Raw genomic sequence first — 17,369 nt, forward strand, 5'->3', positions numbered from 1 at the left:
CATTCATGAGCACTGCCCTTGTCATCCTTGCCGCCGGAAAAGGCACCCGGATGAATTCGGATATCCCAAAGGTTCTGCACCCGATCGCCCAGGTTCCGATGCTGGTGCACGCCATGCGCGCCGGGTCGGTTCTGGCACCCGAACGCACGGTCATCGTCACCGGCCACGGCGCTGAGGCGGTGGCCAAGGTCGCGCGGGCCGAGGATGAAGACGCCCGCATCGTCGTGCAGGACCAACAGTTGGGCACCGCCCATGCCGTCGCCCAGGCGCGCGCGGCTTTGGACGGGTTCACCGGCGACGTGGTCGTTTTGTACGGCGACACCCCGTTTCTGCAGCCCGACACGCTGGAGCGCATGATCGCCGCGCGGGCTGACAACGATCTGGTTATCCTGGGCTTCGAGGCCGCCGACCCGGCCCGGTATGGCCGCTTGGTGATGAACGGCGACGCCTTGGAGCGGATCGTCGAGTTCAAGGACGCGTCAGATGAAGAACGCGCCATAACCTTCTGCAACTCGGGCCTTCTGGCGTGTGACGCGGGCACTCTGTTCGACCTGATCGACGCGGTCGGAAACGACAACGCGTCGGGCGAATACTATCTGACCGACGTGGTCGAGATCGCGCGCGACCGCGGTCTGAAGGTCACCGCCGTTTCGTGCGACGAGGCGCAGACGCTGGGCGTGAACTCCCGCGCCGATCTGGCCGCTGCCGACGCCGTGTTCCAGGCCCGCGCCCGGGCCGAGCTGCTGGATCTGGGCGTCACCTTGATGGCCCCCGAGACGGTCTATCTGGCCGCCGACACGGTGATCGGCCGCGACACGGTGATCGAACCCAACGTGGTCTTCGGCCCCGGCGTCACGGTCGAAAGCGGCGCGACGATCCGGGCGTTTTCGCACCTGGAAGGCTGCCATGTCAGCCGCGGCGCAGTGGTCGGCCCCTATGCCCGGCTGCGCCCGGGGGCGGAACTGGCCGAGAACACCCGTATCGGCAATTTCGTCGAGATCAAGAATGCCGAGATCGCCGAGGGCGCCAAGGTCAATCACCTCAGCTATGTCGGCGATGCGTCGGTCGGCACCGGTACGAATATCGGCGCGGGCACCATCACCTGCAACTATGATGGCGTGATGAAACACCGCACGGTGATCGGCGAGAATGTCTTTGTCGGCTCGAACACCATGCTGGTGGCCCCGGTCACCGTGGGCAGCGGCGCGATGACGGCCACCGGCACCATCGTGACCCGCGACGTCGAACCCGACGCCCTGGCGGTGGGCCGCGCCAAACAGGAAAACAAGCCGGGCTATGCCCGCAAGCTGTTCGAGATGCTGAAGGCGAAAAAGGCACGCCGGGACAAGGGAGCCTGAGTAAATGTGTGGAATTGTTGGCGTATTGGGCAAGCACGAGGCGGCGCCCATCCTGGTCGAAGCACTGAAACGACTGGAATACCGCGGCTATGACAGTGCGGGCATCGCAACCGTAAACGGCGGCAAGCTGGGCCGTCGGCGCGCGGTGGGCAAGCTGGTCAATCTCAGTGACCTGCTGGTGCATGACCCCCTGCCTGGCAAGTCCGGCATCGGGCACACGCGTTGGGCGACCCATGGCGCACCCTCTGTCAGCAACGCGCACCCGCATCAGGCCGGGCCGGTCGCCGTGGTCCACAACGGCATCGTCGAAAACTATCGCGAGTTGCGGGCCGAACTGGCTGAGAACGGCATCGATTTCCAGACCGAGACCGACACCGAAACCGTCGCGTTGATGACGGAATTCAACATGAAATCGGGGCTGAGCCCGGTCGAGGCCGCCTTCAAGACCATCGACCGGCTGCAAGGCGCCTTTGCGCTGGCCTTCCTGTTCGACGGCGAAGATGACCTGATCGTCGCCGCCCGCAAAGGCTCGCCGCTGGCCATCGGGCACGGGGATGGCGAGATGTTCGTCGGCTCGGACGCCATCGCGCTGGCGCCGCTGACCGACCGGATCACCTATCTGGAGGAAGGCGACCGCGCCGTGGTCACCCGCACTTCGGTCGAGATCCGCAACGAGGCCGGTGAGATCGCAAATCGCGAGATCCGCAAGATCCAGCTGGATCAGACCCGGACCGACAAGGGCGGGCACAAGCACTTCATGGCCAAAGAAATCGCCGAACAGCCGGTGGTGGTGGCCGAAGCGATCCGCTCGTACCTGCCCACCGGCGGCGACCGGGTGGTTCTGCCGGACACTGATCTTGATTTCTCCAAGCTGGACCGCCTGACCATGGTGGCCTGCGGCACGGCCTTCTATGCCTGTCTGACCGCCAAATACTGGTTCGAGCAACTGGCCCGGATGCCGGTCGAGGTCGATATCGCCAGCGAGTTCCGCTATCGCGAGCCGCCGGTGACCGACCGCACGCTGGCCCTGTTCGTCAGCCAGTCGGGCGAAACCGCCGACACCTTGGCCGCGCTGCGCTATTGCGAGGGCAAGGCTGACAAGATCGTGTCGGTGGTCAATGTCCCCGAAAGCTCGATCGCGCGGGAAAGCGACGTGGCGCTGCCTATCCATGCCGGGGTCGAGATCGGCGTGGCCTCGACCAAGGCCTTCACCTGCCAGCTGAGCGTTCTGCTGATGCTGGCGCTCAAGGCCGCGGCCGACCGGGGCACGCTGGACGACGATGCGCTGGCCGATCACGCCGCCGCGCTGCGCGGCCTGCCGACACTGCTGAATGCCGCGCTGGACCAGGAGGAGGCGATCCGGAAATCCGCCCAGCGCCTGTCCGAGGCGCGCGACGTTCTGTTCCTGGGACGCGGCCTGATGTACCCGCTGGCCCTCGAAGGCGCGCTGAAACTCAAGGAAATCAGCTATATCCACGCCGAAGGTTATGCCTCGGGCGAGCTGAAGCACGGCCCCATCGCCCTTATCGACAAGCACATGCCCGTGGTGGTGATGGCACCGCGCGATGCGGTGTTCGACAAGACCGTGTCGAACATGCAAGAGGTCATGGCGCGCAAGGGCAAGGTCATTTTGGTCTCGGACGACGACGGGATCGCAGATGCCAAGGACGGAGTCTGGAGCACGATCCGCATGCCACATGCCCACGGCTCGGTCGCGCCGATCCTGTATTCGGTGCCCGCGCAACTGCTGGCCTATCACACGGCGGTCGCCAAGGGCACCGATGTGGACCAACCCCGCAACCTGGCGAAATCCGTCACGGTCGAGTAAGCCGCCATGCCGGACAGCCCTCTGGACCAGATCAAGGCTCATGCCGACCCGGACCGGGCCGCCCAGATGGCGGCCTATCACAAGGTCGATCGCCCCTATCTTGGTGTACCGAACCCGGTGCTGAATGATCTGACCAAAAGCTGGCGGCAGCAGATGGACGTGGACGCCCGTGTCGCGCTGGCCGATCAGCTGTGGCAGACCAACATTCACGAGGCGCGGCTGGCCGCCGCCAAGCTACTGACGCAGGCGCGCATCCGCCCCGATCAGGCGGTTTGGGACCTGCTGCAAAGCTGGCTGTCCGATTTCGACGCTTGGGCGGTGGCCGACCATGCCAGCATGGCCATGCAAAAGCGCCTGTGGGCCGATCCGTCGCGGCTGGATCAGGTCGAAGGCTGGACGACCTCGGATCACATGTGGACCCGACGCGCGGCACTGGTCGCCACCCTGCCCTGGACCAAGCAAAACCACCCCAAGCCCGAGGACCTACAGCGCCGCGACCGCATCCTGGGTTGGGCCGCCAAGTATGTCCCCGATCGCGACTGGTTCATCCAGAAGGCGGTGGCCTGGTGGCTGCGCGACCTGTCCAAACACGATCCCAATCGGGTCCGGGCGTTTCTGGCCACGTACGGTGACGCGATGAAGCCCTTTGCCCGCAAAGAGGCCGGCAAGTACCTGAAAGATCAATTGGAATAAACGTCCAGTTCGACCAGTTCGTCAAACGGCACCAGCAGCGCACGCATCGCCTCAACCGACAGGCGGCTGCCGCCCGAGGGTGCTGGCACAAGGGTGATGTAAGCCTGCGCGCCCGTCTTGGGTACGACCACCCGGCCATTGATCTCAGTTTCGACCAACGGCGTTTCAAGCCAGCGTCCGGGCTTGTTCGGATCGCCCAGTCCGGCAATCGTTGTCTTGGCGCCGGCCCATCCGGTGTTCACGGCCGCAACAGGCGTTGCTTCCACCTCTGCGGTCGCAGCGGCGGCTTCTGTCGCTTGCGCAGGTTCCGCATCCGGGGCGCGATCAAGGCCTTGCCGCACCGCATCACAGCCGGTCAGAAACGCAGGAAGAAGGACAAACAGGTATCGCATGCGACCAGCCTACCCCTGCCCGCGCCCGCGTTCCACCCCTCAAGCGCAGTTCTGACTTGTCGCAAGGCACCGTGCGCTTTACCTATTGAGCATGACTGCTCCGCTGATCGACCCGTTTGCCCGCGCAATCACCTATCTCCGCGTCTCCGTCACGGACCGCTGCGATTTCCGCTGTGTCTACTGCATGTCGGAGAACATGACCTTTCTGCCCAAGAAAGAGCTGCTGACGCTAGAAGAACTGGACCGGATGTGCTCGACCTTCATCCGGCTGGGCGTGGAAAAGCTGCGGATCACCGGCGGTGAGCCGCTGGTGCGCCGTGGGATCATGGGCTTCTTCGACTCGATGACCCGGCATCTGGACAGCGGCGCACTGAAAGAGCTGACGCTAACCACCAATGGCTCGCAACTGGCCCGGTTCGCCGACGACCTGTATGCCGCCGGGGTGCGGCGGGTGAATGTTTCGCTCGACACGCTGGACGAGGATAAGTTCGCCAAGATCACCCGTTGGGGTCGCTTGAAACAGGTCTTGGGCGGGATCGATGCCGCACAGAAGGCCGGGTTGCGCGTCAAGATCAACGCGGTGGCCCTGAAAGGGTTCAACGAGGAAGAACTGCCCAAGATCACACGATGGTGCGCCGAGCGCGACATGGACCTGACCTGGATCGAGGTCATGCCGATGGGTGACATCGGCAACGAGGATCGGCTGGACCAGTACTGGTCACTGAAAGACGTGCGGGCCGAGTACGAAAACCACTATACCGTCACTGATCTGGCCGAGCGCACCGGCGGCCCGGCGCGCTATGTCCGGTTGGAGGAAACCGGGCAAAAGATCGGTTTCATCACACCGCTCAGCCATAATTTCTGCGAAAGCTGCAACCGCGTACGCCTAACCTGTACGGGCGAGTTGTACATGTGCCTGGGGCAAGAGGACATGGCCGACCTGCGCGCGCCCCTACGCGACCACACCAACAGCGAAGAGCCGCTGGAACAGGCGATCCGCGCGGCGATTACCCTCAAGCCCAAGGGCCATGATTTTGACTATTCCCGCCAGAAGATCGACGGCCAGATGAGCCGTCACATGAGCCATACGGGCGGCTGACATGTCAGACTTGTCGGGGCGACCCACGGCGCTGTACCGTGTGTACTGCGCGTTGACGTCCATCGCCATGCCGTTGGCCTGGCGCACCGTTCGCGCCAAGCTGCAATCGGCGGGTGTTTCCGAAATCCGTCAGCGCGAGCGGCTGGGCCATGCGAGTCTGCCCCGCCCTAACGGTCGGCTGATCTGGTTCCATGCGGCCAGCGTTGGCGAAAGCCTGTCGGTTCTGAGCCTTATCAGGCGCATGAGCGAACGGATCGAGGATGCACAGTTCCTGATCACCTCTGGCACCCCGACCTCGGCGGCGCTGGTGGAAAAACGTCTGCCGCCGCGCACCCGCCACCAATACCCCCCTCTGGACAGCGCCGGCCCGGTGGCGCGGTTCCTGGATCACTGGCGGCCCGATGCCGGCGTCTTTGTCGAAAGCGAGATCTGGCCACGACTGATCGTCGAGACCGCCCAGCGTGGGACACCACTGGCCCTGCTGAACGCGCGCCTGTCCGAGAAATCGGTGGCCGGGTGGAAGAAGCGCCCCGACACCGCCCGCTTTGTCCTTAGCCAGTTCCGCCTGTTCCTGACGCAAAACGACCGCACGGCCGCAAACCTGATCGCCATGGGCGCGCCCGCCGATCTGGTGCAGCCCGGAACCAACCTCAAGGCCATGTCCGATCCGCTGCCGGTGGATCAAGACACGCTGATACAGATCCGCGCGCAGATCGGCGCGCGGCCGGTTTGGATCGCCAGCTCGACCCACGCAGGCGAGGAAGAGACCGTTCTGGCCGCCCATGCCGAATTGCTGAACCGCTGGCCCGGCCTGCTGCTGCTGCTGATCCCCCGCCACCCGGAACGGCGGGACGAGGTCTGCGCCCTGATTGATGCCGCAGGTCAAAGCCACGCCCTGCGCAGCGCCGGGCAGCCGATCACCGGCGACACGCAGGTCTATGTGGCCGATACGCTGGGCGAAACCGGAACGTGGTACGCTTTGTGCCCGATCGTGTTTCTGGGCGGGTCGCTGAAAGAGATTGGCGGCCACAACCCGTTCGAGCCGGCGCAGGCTGGCGCCGCGGTGATCACCGGGCCGGGTTACTACAATTTCGCCGAGACATTTGCCCCGCTGGTGGACAGCGGCGGCGCGGTCGAAGTCGCTTCGGCGCCGGAGTTGGCCAAGGCGGTCGAGCTCTGGCTGTCGGACAAATCGGCGCTGGCAGCGGCGCAAGCGGCGGCGCAATCCTGCGTGAACACCCAGAAATCGGCGCTTGATGCGATTGTGGATACGCTGTGCGACAAACTGGATCTTGAGGACGCAGGCCCCTGACCGCAAGCGGCAGCGGGGGCCTGCGCCCCCGCCACGGTATCAGGCTGCGGGCATCCGCTGTTCGACGATCTCGGCCCACCAGCTGCACCCGGCAGGGATCGCCTCGTCGTTGAAATTGTATTCCGGGTGGTGAACCATCGCCGTGTCGCCATTGCCGACCAGGATATAGGCGCCGGGGCGCTCTTCCAGCATGTAGGCGAAATCCTCGCCGCCCATGACCAAAGGCGCCTCCTCGCAGGCCCCCGAAACCGAGCGGGCGACCTCGGCGGCGAACTCGGTCTGCTCGTCGCTGTTGATCATGACCGGATAGCCCCGGATATAGTTGACATCGGCAGTACCGCCGAATGTCGCGGCGACGCCCGAGCAGATTTCGTTGATGCGCTGCTCAGCAAGGTCGCGCATCTCTTTGCTCATCGTGCGCACGGTGCCCTTGATCTGCACTTTCTGCGGGATCACGTTGAACGCCTTCGACGAGGTCTCGAACGAGGTGACCGAAACAACGACCTGATCGATCGGATCGGCATTGCGCGACGCGATGGTCTGCAACGCCAAAACCGCCTGCGCAGTCATGACAGTGGTGTCCACGGTTTCGTGCGGTTTGGCGGCATGACCGCCACGACCTTCGAAAGTGATATCGAACTGGTCAGTTGCCGCGAAGAACGCCCCCGGACGGATCGAGAAGCTGCCCACAGGCTTACCGGGCCAATTGTGCATTCCGTAGACTTCCTGAATGCCCCAACGCTCCATCAGGTTGTCTTCGCACATTTCGCGGCCGCCGCCGCCACCCTCCTCGGCGGGCTGGAAGATCACAACGACGGTTCCGTCGAAATTGCGCGTTTCGGACAGGTATTTGGCCGCCCCCAGCAGCATGGCGGTGTGGCCGTCATGGCCGCAGGCATGCATCGCACCCGGCGTTTTCGAAGCATAGTCCAACCCCGTCGCCTCGTGGATCGGCAAAGCGTCCATATCCGCCCGCAATCCGATCACCTTCCCCTTGGTGTCGGCCTTGCCTTTGATCACCCCGACCACTCCGGTGCGGCCAATCCCCGTGACCACCTCGTCGCAGCCGAATTCTTTCAGCTTTTCCGCGACCAGCGCACTGGTGCGATGCGTATCGAACAGAATTTCAGGATTCTCGTGAATATCACGCCGCCAGGCGGTGATTTCATCCTGCAATTCGGCAAAGCGGTTCTTCACTGGCATTTTCGTCTTCTCTCCTTAAAAAATCTCAGGCCACCGGCATCCGGCGTTCGACCATTTCTGCAAACCACGAGCATCCGATCGGAATGATCTCGTCATTGAAATCGTATTCGGGGTGGTGAAGCCCGGCGCTGTCGCCATTTCCCAAGACTATGAAGGCCCCGGGACGTTCCTGCAACATGAACGAGAAGTCTTCGCCCCCCATCACCATCGGTGCCTCGGCACAGCTGCCACCGACGGCAATTGCCGCGGATTCTGCATATCCAGTCTGCTCTTCCGCATTGATCGTGACGGGAACGCCGCGCGAGTAGGTCACCGTGGCGGTGCCACCCATGGTCGCCGCGACACCTTGCACAACTTCTTTCAGCCGCTGTTCGATCAGGTCGCGCATCTCGTTCGAATGGGTGCGAACGGTGCCACGCAGCCGGGCCGATTGCGGGATCACGTTGAACGCTTTCGACGAGGTCTCGACCGCAGTGACCGACAGAACGGCCTGCAAGATCGGGTCGGCGTTGCGCGAAACGATGGTCTGCAGGGCCACGATCAGTTGCGACAGCATGACCGTCGTGTCCACGGTTTCCTGCGGCTTGGCGGCATGACCGCCGCGGCCTTCAAGATGGATGTCGAACTCGTCCGCCGCTGCCAGCAGAGGCCCGGAGCGAATGGCAAACTGCCCGGTCGGCAGGCCCGGCACGTTGTGCATCGCATAGACTTCCTGGATTCCGAAGCGGTCCATCAAACCGTCCTGGCACATGGCTTCAGCACCGTTGCCGCCTTCTTCGGCCGGCTGAAAGATCACGATCGCGGTCCCATCGAAGTTCCGGGTCTCGGCCAGATATTTGGCGGCGCCCAGAACCATCGCAGTGTGACCGTCATGGCCACAAGCATGCATGGCGCCCGCAGTCTTGGAGGCATATTCCGCTCCCGTCTGCTCCTGCATTGGCAGCGCATCCATATCGGCCCGCAGACCGATCACGCGGCCTTGGGTGTCGGTCCTGCCCTTGATCACACCGACCACCCCGGTCCGGCCAATCCCGGTCACGACATCGTCGCAACCGAACTCCTTCAATTTTTCGGCAACCAATGCGCTGGTCCGATGGGTATCGTAGAGAATTTCAGGGTGTTGATGTATGTCGCGCCGCCAACCGGTGATTTCGGGGTGCATTTCGGCAAAACGGTTCTTGATCGGCATGACTGTCTTTCCTGTTTCAGGCGATGGGCATTCGTCGTTCGACAAGCTCGGCGAACCAGCTGCATCCGGCCGGAATGGCCTGGTCGTCGAAATTGTATTCGGGATGGTGGCACATGGCCGTGTCGCCGTTCCCCAAGAAGATGTAGGCTCCGGGCCGTTCTTCAAGCATGTAGGCGAAGTCTTCCGACGGCATGATCGGATCCGTTGCGTCATTGACCTTGCCGGCCACCGCCTCGGCGGCTTCGGCGGCGAAGGCCGTTTCCGCTTCGGAATTCACCGTCACCGGGTAGCCGGGCGTCCAGGTCACGCGGGCTTTGGCGCCAAAAGCCGAGGCTGTGTCTTCGGCGATCCGGCGCACGCGCTCCTCGGCGATGCCACGGTATTCCGGGTCCAGTGTGCGAACCGTGCCCTGCAGCCGGACCGTGTGCGCAATCACGTTCGAGGCGACGCTGTCAGTTTCAAACGTCCCCACCGTCAGCACCACCCGTCGGATCGGATCGACGGTGCGGGATACAACCGATTGCAGCGCAACCACGATATGCGATGCGACCAAGGTTGAGTCGATGGCTTCATGCGGTGCGGCGGCGTGGCCACCTTTGCCGGTCACGACAATCTCGAACTCGTCCGACGACGCCAGCAGCGCGCCGGGCCGGATTGCGAACTCTCCGACAGGCAGGCCGGGCATGTTGTGCAAGCCGTAGACTTCCTGAATGCCCCATCGATCCATTAGCCCATCACGGCACATGGCCAGACCGCCGGCCCCGCCTTCTTCAGCCGGTTGAAAGATCAGTACCACCGTTCCGTCGAAATTGCGCGTCTCGGCAAGGTATTGCGCAGCGCCGAGCAAGATCGACGTGTGCCCGTCATGCCCGCAGGCATGCATCTTGCCCGGCACGGTCGAGGCATAGTCCACTCCGGTCGCCTCGTTGATCGGCAAGGCATCCATGTCGGCCCGCAACCCGATCACGCGGCCCTGCGTGTCCGTCCGCCCTCGGATCACGGCCACGACACCGGTTTTGCCTATACCCGGCGTGATTTCATCGGCACCGAACGCCTTGAGCCGGTCGACAACGAAGCCGGCGGTTTCATGCACGTCGTACATCAACTCGGGATGCGCATGCAGGTGCCGCCGCCACTTGGTGATCTCGGCGTGCATTTCGGCAAGTCTGTTTTTGACCGGCATGTTCAACTCTCCGAGCTTCTGACTGAAATCCTGAGTTTCCAGTGCCTCTTTTGGGTCACGCCGCCAGTTTGTAGATCAGACGCTGCATGAAGTCATGGCCGGCGTTGAACTGAGCGATCGTGATGTATTCGTTCGGCTGGTGCGCTTGGGCGATATCCCCGGGCCCACAGATCACGGCCGAGTATCCGGCTTCCTGAAACTGACCGGCTTCGGTGCCATAGCTGACGACATGGGTAGCGTTGTCGCCCGTAAGGGCGCGCACCAGCGTCTCGGCTTCGCCATCGGTTTCCGGGACCAACGCCGGAACGGCAAAGCTGGCCTTCACCTCGATATGGGCGTCCGGATGCACTTGCTGCATCTTCCTTTCCGCCGCTCTTACCTGTTCCAGATAGGCTTCTTTCCACGTCGATGCCTGCTCGCCGGGGACGACCCGGAAATCCATCATGAAACGGCAATCCTTGGCCGTGATGTTGTGCGCAGTGCCGCCCTTGATCATGCCCACGTGACAGGTTGTCCAAGGAGGATCAAAGACTGCCGCGATGTCGCTGGGGTCCGCCGCCATGTTGATGTCGTTCTGGGCATTTGCCCAGTCGATCAGCGGCGCTGCATACATGATCGCATTGACACCGGTATGCATGATCGAACTGTGCACCTCGTATCCAACCACATGGGTATCATAGCCGAAACCGCCCTTGTGGCCGGTGACGGCCTGCATCATCGACGGCTCGCCCACCACCACGGCCGAGCCCTTGGGCAAAACCTCCTGCATGGCGACGATCATGGGCGGCGCACCGGTGCAGCCGACCTCCTCGTCAAAGCTCAGCGCCAATTGCAGCGGGCGTTTGACGTCGGCGTACTGCGCCTCGACCAGCGCCCAGATGGCGAGGGCGTCAAAGCCCTTCATGTCACAGGTGCCACGTCCGAAATACTTGCCGTCCCGTTCGGTCACGACAAACGGGTCGCTGTCCCAGGGTTGTCCGTCCACCGGCACCACATCCGTGTGACCGGAAAGCACGACCGCGCCTTCCTCCCAGGGGCCGACATGGGCAAACAGGGCCGCCTTGTGCGGCTGATCCGGATCCGGCCATCGGTGGGCACGGATACCGTGGCCGTTCAGGTAGTCTTCGACCCAGTCGACCAGCGGCAGGTTGCTGTCGCGGCTGACGGTGGGAAACGAGATCAGCTTGGTCATGATCTCAAGCGGAGTCAGGCGCTGTGGCATATGGGTCAGTAACCGCTGTCGGTCGTCAGAATGAAGTGACCCGGCTCGACCTCGCGGTATTCCGAAGGCGCAGGCTCATAGCCGATTGGGTGAATTGGAGACGGGATCGGTTTGAAATTCAGATCTTTTTCCGACTTGCGCTGATTGGGATCGGCGATCGGAACCGCCTTCATCAATGCCTGCGTATAGGGGTGCTGCGGGTTCTCAAAAACACGCGCCCGTGGGCCCAGTTCGACGATCCGGCCCAGATACATCACACCCACGTGGTGGCTGACCCGCTCAACCACGGCCATGTCGTGGCTGATAAACAGATAGCTCAGGCCAAGTTCGGACTGCAATTCCATCATCAGGTTCAGAACCTGCGCCTGAACAGAAACGTCCAGCGCGGAAACGGCTTCGTCCGCAATGATCAGTTTCGGGTTCAGGGCCAGCGCCCGGGCAATCGCAATTCGCTGCCGCTGCCCACCCGACATTTCGTGCGGGAACCGGCGCATGAAGCTGCGTGGCAGGTGCACCTTGTCGAACAGCTGTGCGACCCGGTCCTGCAGTTCCGACCCCGATGCCACGCCATAGTTGCGCATCGGCTCGGCCACCTGATCAACCAACTGCATCTGCGGGTTCAGCGATGCGAATGGGTCCTGAAAAATCATCTGCATATCCAGACGGGCCTTGCGCAGGCCCTTCTGTTCCAGCTTCATGATGTCCACACCATCAAGACTGATTTCGCCGGCCATCGGCTCTATCAACCGCAGGATCGAGCGGCCGGCCGAGGATTTTCCACAACCCGACTCCCCAACAAGGCTCAACGTCTGCCCTCTGTTCAGGGTGAATGAGACATCTTCAACCGCATGCACATTCGAAATGGTGCGGCGCAGGATCCCGCCTTTGACCGGGAACCGCGTGGTCAGGTTCCGGACTGACAGCAAAACTTCCTCGGTTCCGGGAATCGGGGCGATCTTCTGTCCTTCGACACCCAACAACTTCATCGGCTCGGGGGCGGACTTTCCGCGCATCTCACCCAGCTTGGGCACCGCGGCTAGCAGAGCCTTGGTGTAGTCATGCTGGGGATTCTCGAAAATCTCGGTGACGGTGCCCTCTTCGACCTTGTTGCCGCGGTACATGACGACGACCCTGTCGGCCATCTGGGCGACCACGGCCATGTCATGGGTGATGAACATGACCGCCGTGCCGGTTTCACGCTTCAGCCGATCCATCAGAGCGAGGATCTCGGCCTGGATCGTCACGTCCAGCGCCGTGGTGGGTTCATCGGCGATCAGCAGGCGCGGCTCGCAGGCCATGGCCATTGCGATCACAACCCGCTGGCGCATCCCACCCGACAATTCGTGCGGATACTGCTTGAGCCGCCGCTCGGGTTCGGGGATACGGACCTGTTTCAGCAGTTCCAGGGCCCGTGCTTCGGCCTGGGACTTGGACATATCCTTGTGAATCCGCAACCCTTCGGTCAGCTGTCGCCCAACCGTGAAGACGGGGTTCAGCGCCGTCATCGGCTCCTGAAAGATCATCCCGATTTCGTTGCCGCGAATCTGCTTCATAAGGTCCTGATCGGTCTTGGCCAAATCCAGCTCGGTTCCGTCGGTACGGTCGAAAATCAGCTGTCCGCCGGCGATCTCACCCCCGCCAAATTCAACAAGGCGCATCAACGACAGCGAAGACACGGACTTGCCCGACCCCGATTCGCCCACGATGCAAACGGTTTCGCCCGGACGGACCTCGAACGAGACGTCCTCGACCCCGACGACGGGCCCATCCTTGGTTTGGAATTCGACCCGAAGTTCCCTGATCTGGGCGATAGGCTGATCCAGCACGCGAGCGCTCCCCTTGGCTGCATGAGTGTTTTGATTGCCGAACGCTAAGGCGGGCTGACAGGAAAAGTCAAACGCATTGCCAGTTTCGCTGCGGCAAGGCTTGCAATTTCTGCAAACTCTGTTTCGATACCCCGCGTAACCGTGCCGAGAAATTGGGCGTAGTGCGCAGACATTTGCGCAATTGTCTTTTGTTTCAGCGACTTGAGCCCGGCACGGCAACGCCAAATCCGCAGGCCTTGCGGAGAAAATCGAGACACGAATGTGTCCAACAAGGAGTGTATGATGAAAATCAAAACCCTTTTGCTTGGTGCGATTGCAAGCACGGCGATGGCCCCGATGGCCATGGCCGAGCGCGGATCGGACGGCAACGTCAGCATCATCTATTGGCAAGCACCCTCGATCCTGAACCCGTTCCTGTCGGGCGGCACCAAAGACGTCGAAGCGGCCTCGCTGGTGATCGAACCCCTGGCACGCTACGACCAAGACGGCAACATGGTGCCCTATCTGGCAGCCGAAATCCCGACCGTCGAAAACGGCGGTGTGAGCGAGGATCTCACCTCGATCACGTGGAAGATCGCTCCGGGGATCACCTGGTCGGATGGCACGCCGTTCACCTCGGCCGACGTGAAATTCACCGCCGATTACTGCATGGACCCCGAAGGTGGCTGTGCGCAGGTGACCAAGTTCGAAGGCGTCACCAGCGTCGAAGCTGTGGATGATCTGACCGTCAAGGTCACTTTCGACAAGCCGACCCCGTTCCCCTACGGTCCGTTCGTCGGCGGCGAAAGCCCGATCATCCAGGCAGCTCAGTTCGCGGACTGCATGGGCGCGAAAGCTCCGGAATGCACCGAGCAGAACTTCAACCCGATCGGCACCGGCCCGTTTGTCGTCACCGAGTTCAAGCCGAACGACGTGATCACCTTCAAGGCCAACGACAACTATCGTGACCCGGCGAAACCGGCCTTCGCAACCGTGACCTTCAAGGGCGGCGGCGATGCGACCGCGGCCGGTCGCGCCGTGATGGAAACCGGCGAGTTCGACTATGCCTGGAACCTGCAGCTGGCGCCCGAAGTGATCGCGCAGATGCAGGAAGGCGGCAAAGGCACTCCGGTGGCAGGCTTTGGTCCGCTGGTCGAGCGCATCATGCTGAACCAGACCAACCCGTCGCCCGAACTGCCGGAAGGCGAGCGTTCGACGGCCAAGCACCCGCACCCGTTCCTGCAGGATCCGGCGGTCTACAAGGCTATGTCGATGGCAATCGACCGCCCGCTGCTGGTTGAGATCGGCTATGGCCAGGCGGGTAAAGTGACCTGCAACTGGGTACCGGCTCCGGCTGCGTTCAACTCGACCTCGATGACCTGCGACACGCAGGATATCGAAGGCGCCAAGAAACTTCTGGATGATGCCGGCATCGTCGACACCGACGGCGACGGCGTCCGCGAGAAGGATGGCGTTCCGCTGAAGATTGTCTATCAGACCTCGACCAACGCTGTCCGCCAGGACTTCCAGGCGCTGATCAAGGAATGGTGGAGCCAGATCGGCATTGAAACCGAACTGCGCAACATCAACGCTTCGGTCTTCTTCGGTGGTGACCCGGGCTCGCCCGACACGTTCCAGAAGTTCTATGCGGACGTTGAAATGTACGCCAACACCTTCAACGGCACCGACCCGCAAAGCTATCTGGGCAACGGCCTTTGCGACAAGGCACCGCGTCCCGAGACCCAGTGGCAGGGTGAGAACATCAGCCGCTTCTGCAACGAAGAGTTCGACAAGCTGCACGCCCAACTGGCGCAGACCGCCGGTCTGGAGCAGCGCGCCGAAATCGCGAAGCAGCTGAACGACATCATGGTTCAGAACGGCGGCATGATCCCGCTGGTCCACCGTGGTCGTCTGTCGGCCCACGCCAACACTCTGGGCGGTGTCGTCCTGAACGTGTGGGACAGCGAACTGTGGAACATCGCTGACTGGTACCGCAAGACCGGTTCCTAAGCGCTAGCCTTGCACAGCCGCGTCCCGATCTGTATCGGGGCGCGGTCTTTCGCAAGTTCCACCAACAAGAAGACGCATATAAAGGCGCCTCTTAATGCTCAACTTCACCATTCGACGACTGATTCTGGCCGTTCCGACGCTCTTGTTCATCAGCCTCGTCATCTTCCTGCTGCTCGAGCTCGCCCCCGGCGACCCGATGGCACAGGTTCCGCTTACCGTTCCGCCCGAAGTCAAAGAGAAGATGCGCGAGGCGCTTGGCCTCGGCCAGCCGATGCATGTCCGGTTCTGGAAATGGATCGTGCAGTTCTTCTGGATCGAACCGCAGGTTCTGGTCGACCACATCTTTGGCACCACCTTTTCCGAAGGTGACCTGCGTGTGATTTCGTGGCAGACCCGCTCGCCCGTCATGGACATCGTCGTTCAGCGTATCCCGCAGACCCTGTGGGTTGTCGGCACCGCTTATGTGGTCGCCATCCTGATCGCGCTGCCCATCGGCATCTATTCGGCCTATCGCCAGTATTCGTGGTTCGACCAAATGGGTACTTTCGTGTCGATGGTCGGTTTCTCGGTTCCGCCGTTCTTCTCGGGGGTGCTGGTGATCGTGATCTTCTCGGTCCAGTTGGGCTGGTTCCCGTCGATCTATGACACGACGCATGTGGTCAATGACTGGGACAGCTTCGTCGTTCAGCTGAAACAGATGATCATGCCCGTGATGGTGCTGGCGTTGCAGATCACCGCGCAGCTCAGCCGGTTCATGCGCGCCTCGATGCTGGACAACCTGAACCAGGACTACGTCCGTACTGCTCGCGCCAAGGGCCTGAGCGAGTACACCGTCGTCATGGTGCATGTCCTGCGCAACTCGATGATCCCGGTGGTCACCGTGATCGCCCTAGGGATCCCGGCGATATTTGGTGGCGCGATCATCACCGAGCAGGTGTTCAAGGTGAACGGCATCGGCCAGCTGCTAATCGGCGCCATTCAGGCCAATGACCTGCCGATGGTGCAGACGCTGACCTTCATCTTTGCCGTGCTGATCGTCCTGTTCAACCTGATCGCAGACGTTCTCTATGGCATTTTGGACCCGAGGATCCGCTATGACTGATCACAATCAATCAGACACGCTGGTCCCTGATGAGGGCCTTGCGCCGGCCTCGACGGCCTTGCCGACTGCCGATGTAATGGAAGAACTGACCACCCCGCCCCGCAGCCAGTGGCGCGACGTGTGGGACCAGTTCAAGACCCACAAGGGCGCCATGATCGGCGCAATGCTGTTCATCTTCATCGTCGCAGCCGTCTACCTGGGCCCGTTCCTGTGGACCATCGACCCGACCCAGATCGACATCCGTGCCCGCAACCAGGGGCCCAGCTGGGCCCACCCGTTCGGCACCGATCAGCTGGGCCGGGACATCATGGCGCGAATGATGTCGGGGGGGCAGACTTCGGTCTCGGTCGGCATCACTGCGATGCTGCTGGCGCTGTTCCTGGGGTCGTTCATCGGCGTGGTTGCCGGGTTCTTCAAACGGCTGGACGGGCCGCTGATGCGCCTGACTGACCTGTTCCTGGCCCTGCCGCTGCTGCCGCTGCTGCTGGTGATGATGCTGCTGTTCCGCGAGCCTCTGTCCGCTGCGTTCGGGCTCGAGCGCGGGATCTTCATCCTGATCGTCTGCGCCATCGGAATCACCTCGTGGATGCCTACGGCGCGGATCGTGCGCGGCGACGTGCTGGCCATCAAGGAACGCGAGTTTGTTCTGGCTGCCCGCTCGATCGGCACAAGCAACACGCAGATCATCACCCGGCACATCCTGCCCAACGTGCTGTCGCCGATCATGGTGTCGGCCACGCTGGGCATCGCCACGGCGATCATCACCGAAAGCGCGCTGTCCTTCCTGGGGCTGGGCTTCCCGCCCGATTTCCCCACCTGGGGCCGGCTGCTGTTCGATGGTGTTGACTATCTGCAGCAATACCCCGAGCGTGTGTTCTGGCCCGGCCTGGCGATCTCGCTGACCGTTCTCAGCGTGAACTATCTGGGCGACGGCCTGCGCGATGCGCTCGATCCGCGGATCCGCGGACGCTGA

14 protein-coding genes are annotated in these 17,369 nt (G+C 62.4%); 8 read left to right on the forward strand and 6 right to left on the reverse strand.

What is annotated here, in order from left to right; translation table 11 throughout:
* Positions 1 to 5 precede the first annotated feature (5 nt).
* The 3 genes from glmU to ACR0NY_RS08030 are packed head-to-tail and all read left to right on the forward strand — an operon-like array spanning position 6 to position 3,879.
* Positions 6 to 1,358, forward strand: a complete 1,353-nt coding sequence (gene glmU / locus ACR0NY_RS08020) for a bifunctional UDP-N-acetylglucosamine diphosphorylase/glucosamine-1-phosphate N-acetyltransferase GlmU (protein ID WP_170368168.1) — start codon at positions 6 to 8, stop codon at positions 1,356 to 1,358.
* Between the two features lie 4 nt (positions 1,359 to 1,362).
* Complete coding sequence (glmS, locus tag ACR0NY_RS08025) at positions 1,363 to 3,186, forward strand: glutamine--fructose-6-phosphate transaminase (isomerizing) (protein WP_170368167.1); 1,824 nt, start codon at positions 1,363 to 1,365, stop codon at positions 3,184 to 3,186.
* A 6-nt stretch (positions 3,187 to 3,192) separates the two neighbouring features.
* Complete coding sequence (locus ACR0NY_RS08030) at positions 3,193 to 3,879, forward strand: DNA alkylation repair protein (protein WP_170368166.1); 687 nt, start codon at positions 3,193 to 3,195, stop codon at positions 3,877 to 3,879.
* Here the strand turns inward: ACR0NY_RS08030 and ACR0NY_RS08035 are convergent.
* Positions 3,867 to 4,271: a hypothetical protein gene (locus tag ACR0NY_RS08035; RefSeq protein WP_170368165.1), complete on the reverse strand. Its 405-nt coding sequence runs from the start codon at positions 4,269 to 4,271 to the stop codon at positions 3,867 to 3,869. The two genes, ACR0NY_RS08030 and ACR0NY_RS08035, sit on opposite strands and share 13 nt — an antisense overlap.
* Before the next feature lie 91 nt (positions 4,272 to 4,362).
* Here ACR0NY_RS08035 and moaA point away from each other — a divergent pair, with 91 nt between their 5' ends.
* Positions 4,363 to 5,370, forward strand: coding sequence for a GTP 3',8-cyclase MoaA (moaA, locus tag ACR0NY_RS08040; protein WP_093964889.1), 1,008 nt, complete (start codon positions 4,363 to 4,365; stop codon positions 5,368 to 5,370).
* 1 nt (position 5,371) lies between these two features.
* Positions 5,372 to 6,682 (forward strand): 3-deoxy-D-manno-octulosonic acid transferase, encoded by a 1,311-nt coding sequence (locus tag ACR0NY_RS08045; RefSeq protein ID WP_170340362.1) that lies wholly within the window; start codon positions 5,372 to 5,374, stop codon positions 6,680 to 6,682.
* Positions 6,683 to 6,721: 39 nt separating this feature from the next.
* Here the strand turns inward: ACR0NY_RS08045 and ACR0NY_RS08050 are convergent, their stop codons facing one another.
* From ACR0NY_RS08050 to ACR0NY_RS08070, 5 genes are read right to left on the reverse strand one after another with little or no spacing between them, the layout of a single operon-like run.
* Entirely contained in the window at positions 6,722 to 7,885 is a 1,164-nt protein-coding gene (locus ACR0NY_RS08050; protein WP_170340360.1) for a M20 aminoacylase family protein, read from the reverse strand.
* 25 nt (positions 7,886 to 7,910) lie between these two features.
* The gene (locus ACR0NY_RS08055; protein ID WP_170340358.1) at positions 7,911 to 9,074 is read right to left on the reverse strand and encodes a M20 aminoacylase family protein; all 1,164 of its coding nucleotides are present in this window, start codon (positions 9,072 to 9,074) and stop codon (positions 7,911 to 7,913) included.
* 16 nt (positions 9,075 to 9,090) lie between these two features.
* Positions 9,091 to 10,257, reverse strand: coding sequence for a M20 aminoacylase family protein (locus ACR0NY_RS08060; protein ID WP_170368164.1), 1,167 nt, complete (start codon positions 10,255 to 10,257; stop codon positions 9,091 to 9,093).
* 55 nt (positions 10,258 to 10,312) lie between these two features.
* Positions 10,313 to 11,479, reverse strand: a complete 1,167-nt coding sequence (gene argE / locus ACR0NY_RS08065) for an acetylornithine deacetylase (RefSeq protein ID WP_170340354.1) — start codon at positions 11,477 to 11,479, stop codon at positions 10,313 to 10,315.
* Between the two features lie 5 nt (positions 11,480 to 11,484).
* Positions 11,485 to 13,305 (reverse strand): ABC transporter ATP-binding protein, encoded by a 1,821-nt coding sequence (locus tag ACR0NY_RS08070; RefSeq protein ID WP_170340352.1) that lies wholly within the window; start codon positions 13,303 to 13,305, stop codon positions 11,485 to 11,487.
* 282 nt (positions 13,306 to 13,587) lie between these two features.
* Here ACR0NY_RS08070 and ACR0NY_RS08075 point away from each other — a divergent pair, with 282 nt between their 5' ends.
* From ACR0NY_RS08075 to ACR0NY_RS08085, 3 genes are all read left to right on the forward strand, one after another.
* Positions 13,588 to 15,294 carry a peptide ABC transporter substrate-binding protein gene (locus tag ACR0NY_RS08075; protein ID WP_093965071.1) on the forward strand — a complete coding sequence of 569 codons (1,707 nt, stop codon included), beginning with the start codon at positions 13,588 to 13,590 and terminating at the stop codon, positions 15,292 to 15,294.
* A 94-nt stretch (positions 15,295 to 15,388) separates the two neighbouring features.
* Positions 15,389 to 16,396, forward strand: coding sequence for an ABC transporter permease (locus ACR0NY_RS08080; protein ID WP_170340351.1), 1,008 nt, complete (start codon positions 15,389 to 15,391; stop codon positions 16,394 to 16,396).
* Positions 16,389 to 17,369, forward strand: a complete 981-nt coding sequence (locus tag ACR0NY_RS08085; RefSeq protein WP_093964881.1) for an ABC transporter permease — start codon at positions 16,389 to 16,391, stop codon at positions 17,367 to 17,369. The genes ACR0NY_RS08080 and ACR0NY_RS08085 overlap by 8 nt, the downstream gene beginning before the upstream one ends.

The organism is Ruegeria sp. BJ5, from assembly GCF_056537865.1.

Bases quoted from the DNA above. Each gene is read 5' to 3' on its own strand.
- ACR0NY_RS08050 (WP_170340360.1), bottom strand. From the start codon at position 7,885: ATGCCAGTGAAGAACCGCTTTGCCGAATTGCAGGATGAAATCACCGCC.
- argE (WP_170340354.1), bottom strand. From the start codon at position 11,479: ATGCCACAGCGCCTGACTCCGCTTGAGATCATGACCAAGCTGATCTCG.
- moaA (WP_093964889.1), top strand. From the start codon at position 4,363: ATGACTGCTCCGCTGATCGACCCGTTTGCCCGCGCAATCACCTATCTC.
- glmS (WP_170368167.1), top strand. From the start codon at position 1,363: ATGTGTGGAATTGTTGGCGTATTGGGCAAGCACGAGGCGGCGCCCATC.
- ACR0NY_RS08060 (WP_170368164.1), bottom strand. From the start codon at position 10,257: ATGCCGGTCAAAAACAGACTTGCCGAAATGCACGCCGAGATCACCAAG.
- ACR0NY_RS08045 (WP_170340362.1), top strand. From the start codon at position 5,372: ATGTCAGACTTGTCGGGGCGACCCACGGCGCTGTACCGTGTGTACTGC.
- ACR0NY_RS08080 (WP_170340351.1), top strand. From the start codon at position 15,389: ATGCTCAACTTCACCATTCGACGACTGATTCTGGCCGTTCCGACGCTC.
- glmU (WP_170368168.1), top strand. From the start codon at position 6: ATGAGCACTGCCCTTGTCATCCTTGCCGCCGGAAAAGGCACCCGGATG.
- ACR0NY_RS08085 (WP_093964881.1), top strand. From the start codon at position 16,389: ATGACTGATCACAATCAATCAGACACGCTGGTCCCTGATGAGGGCCTT.
- ACR0NY_RS08075 (WP_093965071.1), top strand. From the start codon at position 13,588: ATGAAAATCAAAACCCTTTTGCTTGGTGCGATTGCAAGCACGGCGATG.
- ACR0NY_RS08035 (WP_170368165.1), bottom strand. From the start codon at position 4,271: ATGCGATACCTGTTTGTCCTTCTTCCTGCGTTTCTGACCGGCTGTGAT.
- ACR0NY_RS08055 (WP_170340358.1), bottom strand. From the start codon at position 9,074: ATGCCGATCAAGAACCGTTTTGCCGAAATGCACCCCGAAATCACCGGT.
- ACR0NY_RS08030 (WP_170368166.1), top strand. From the start codon at position 3,193: ATGCCGGACAGCCCTCTGGACCAGATCAAGGCTCATGCCGACCCGGAC.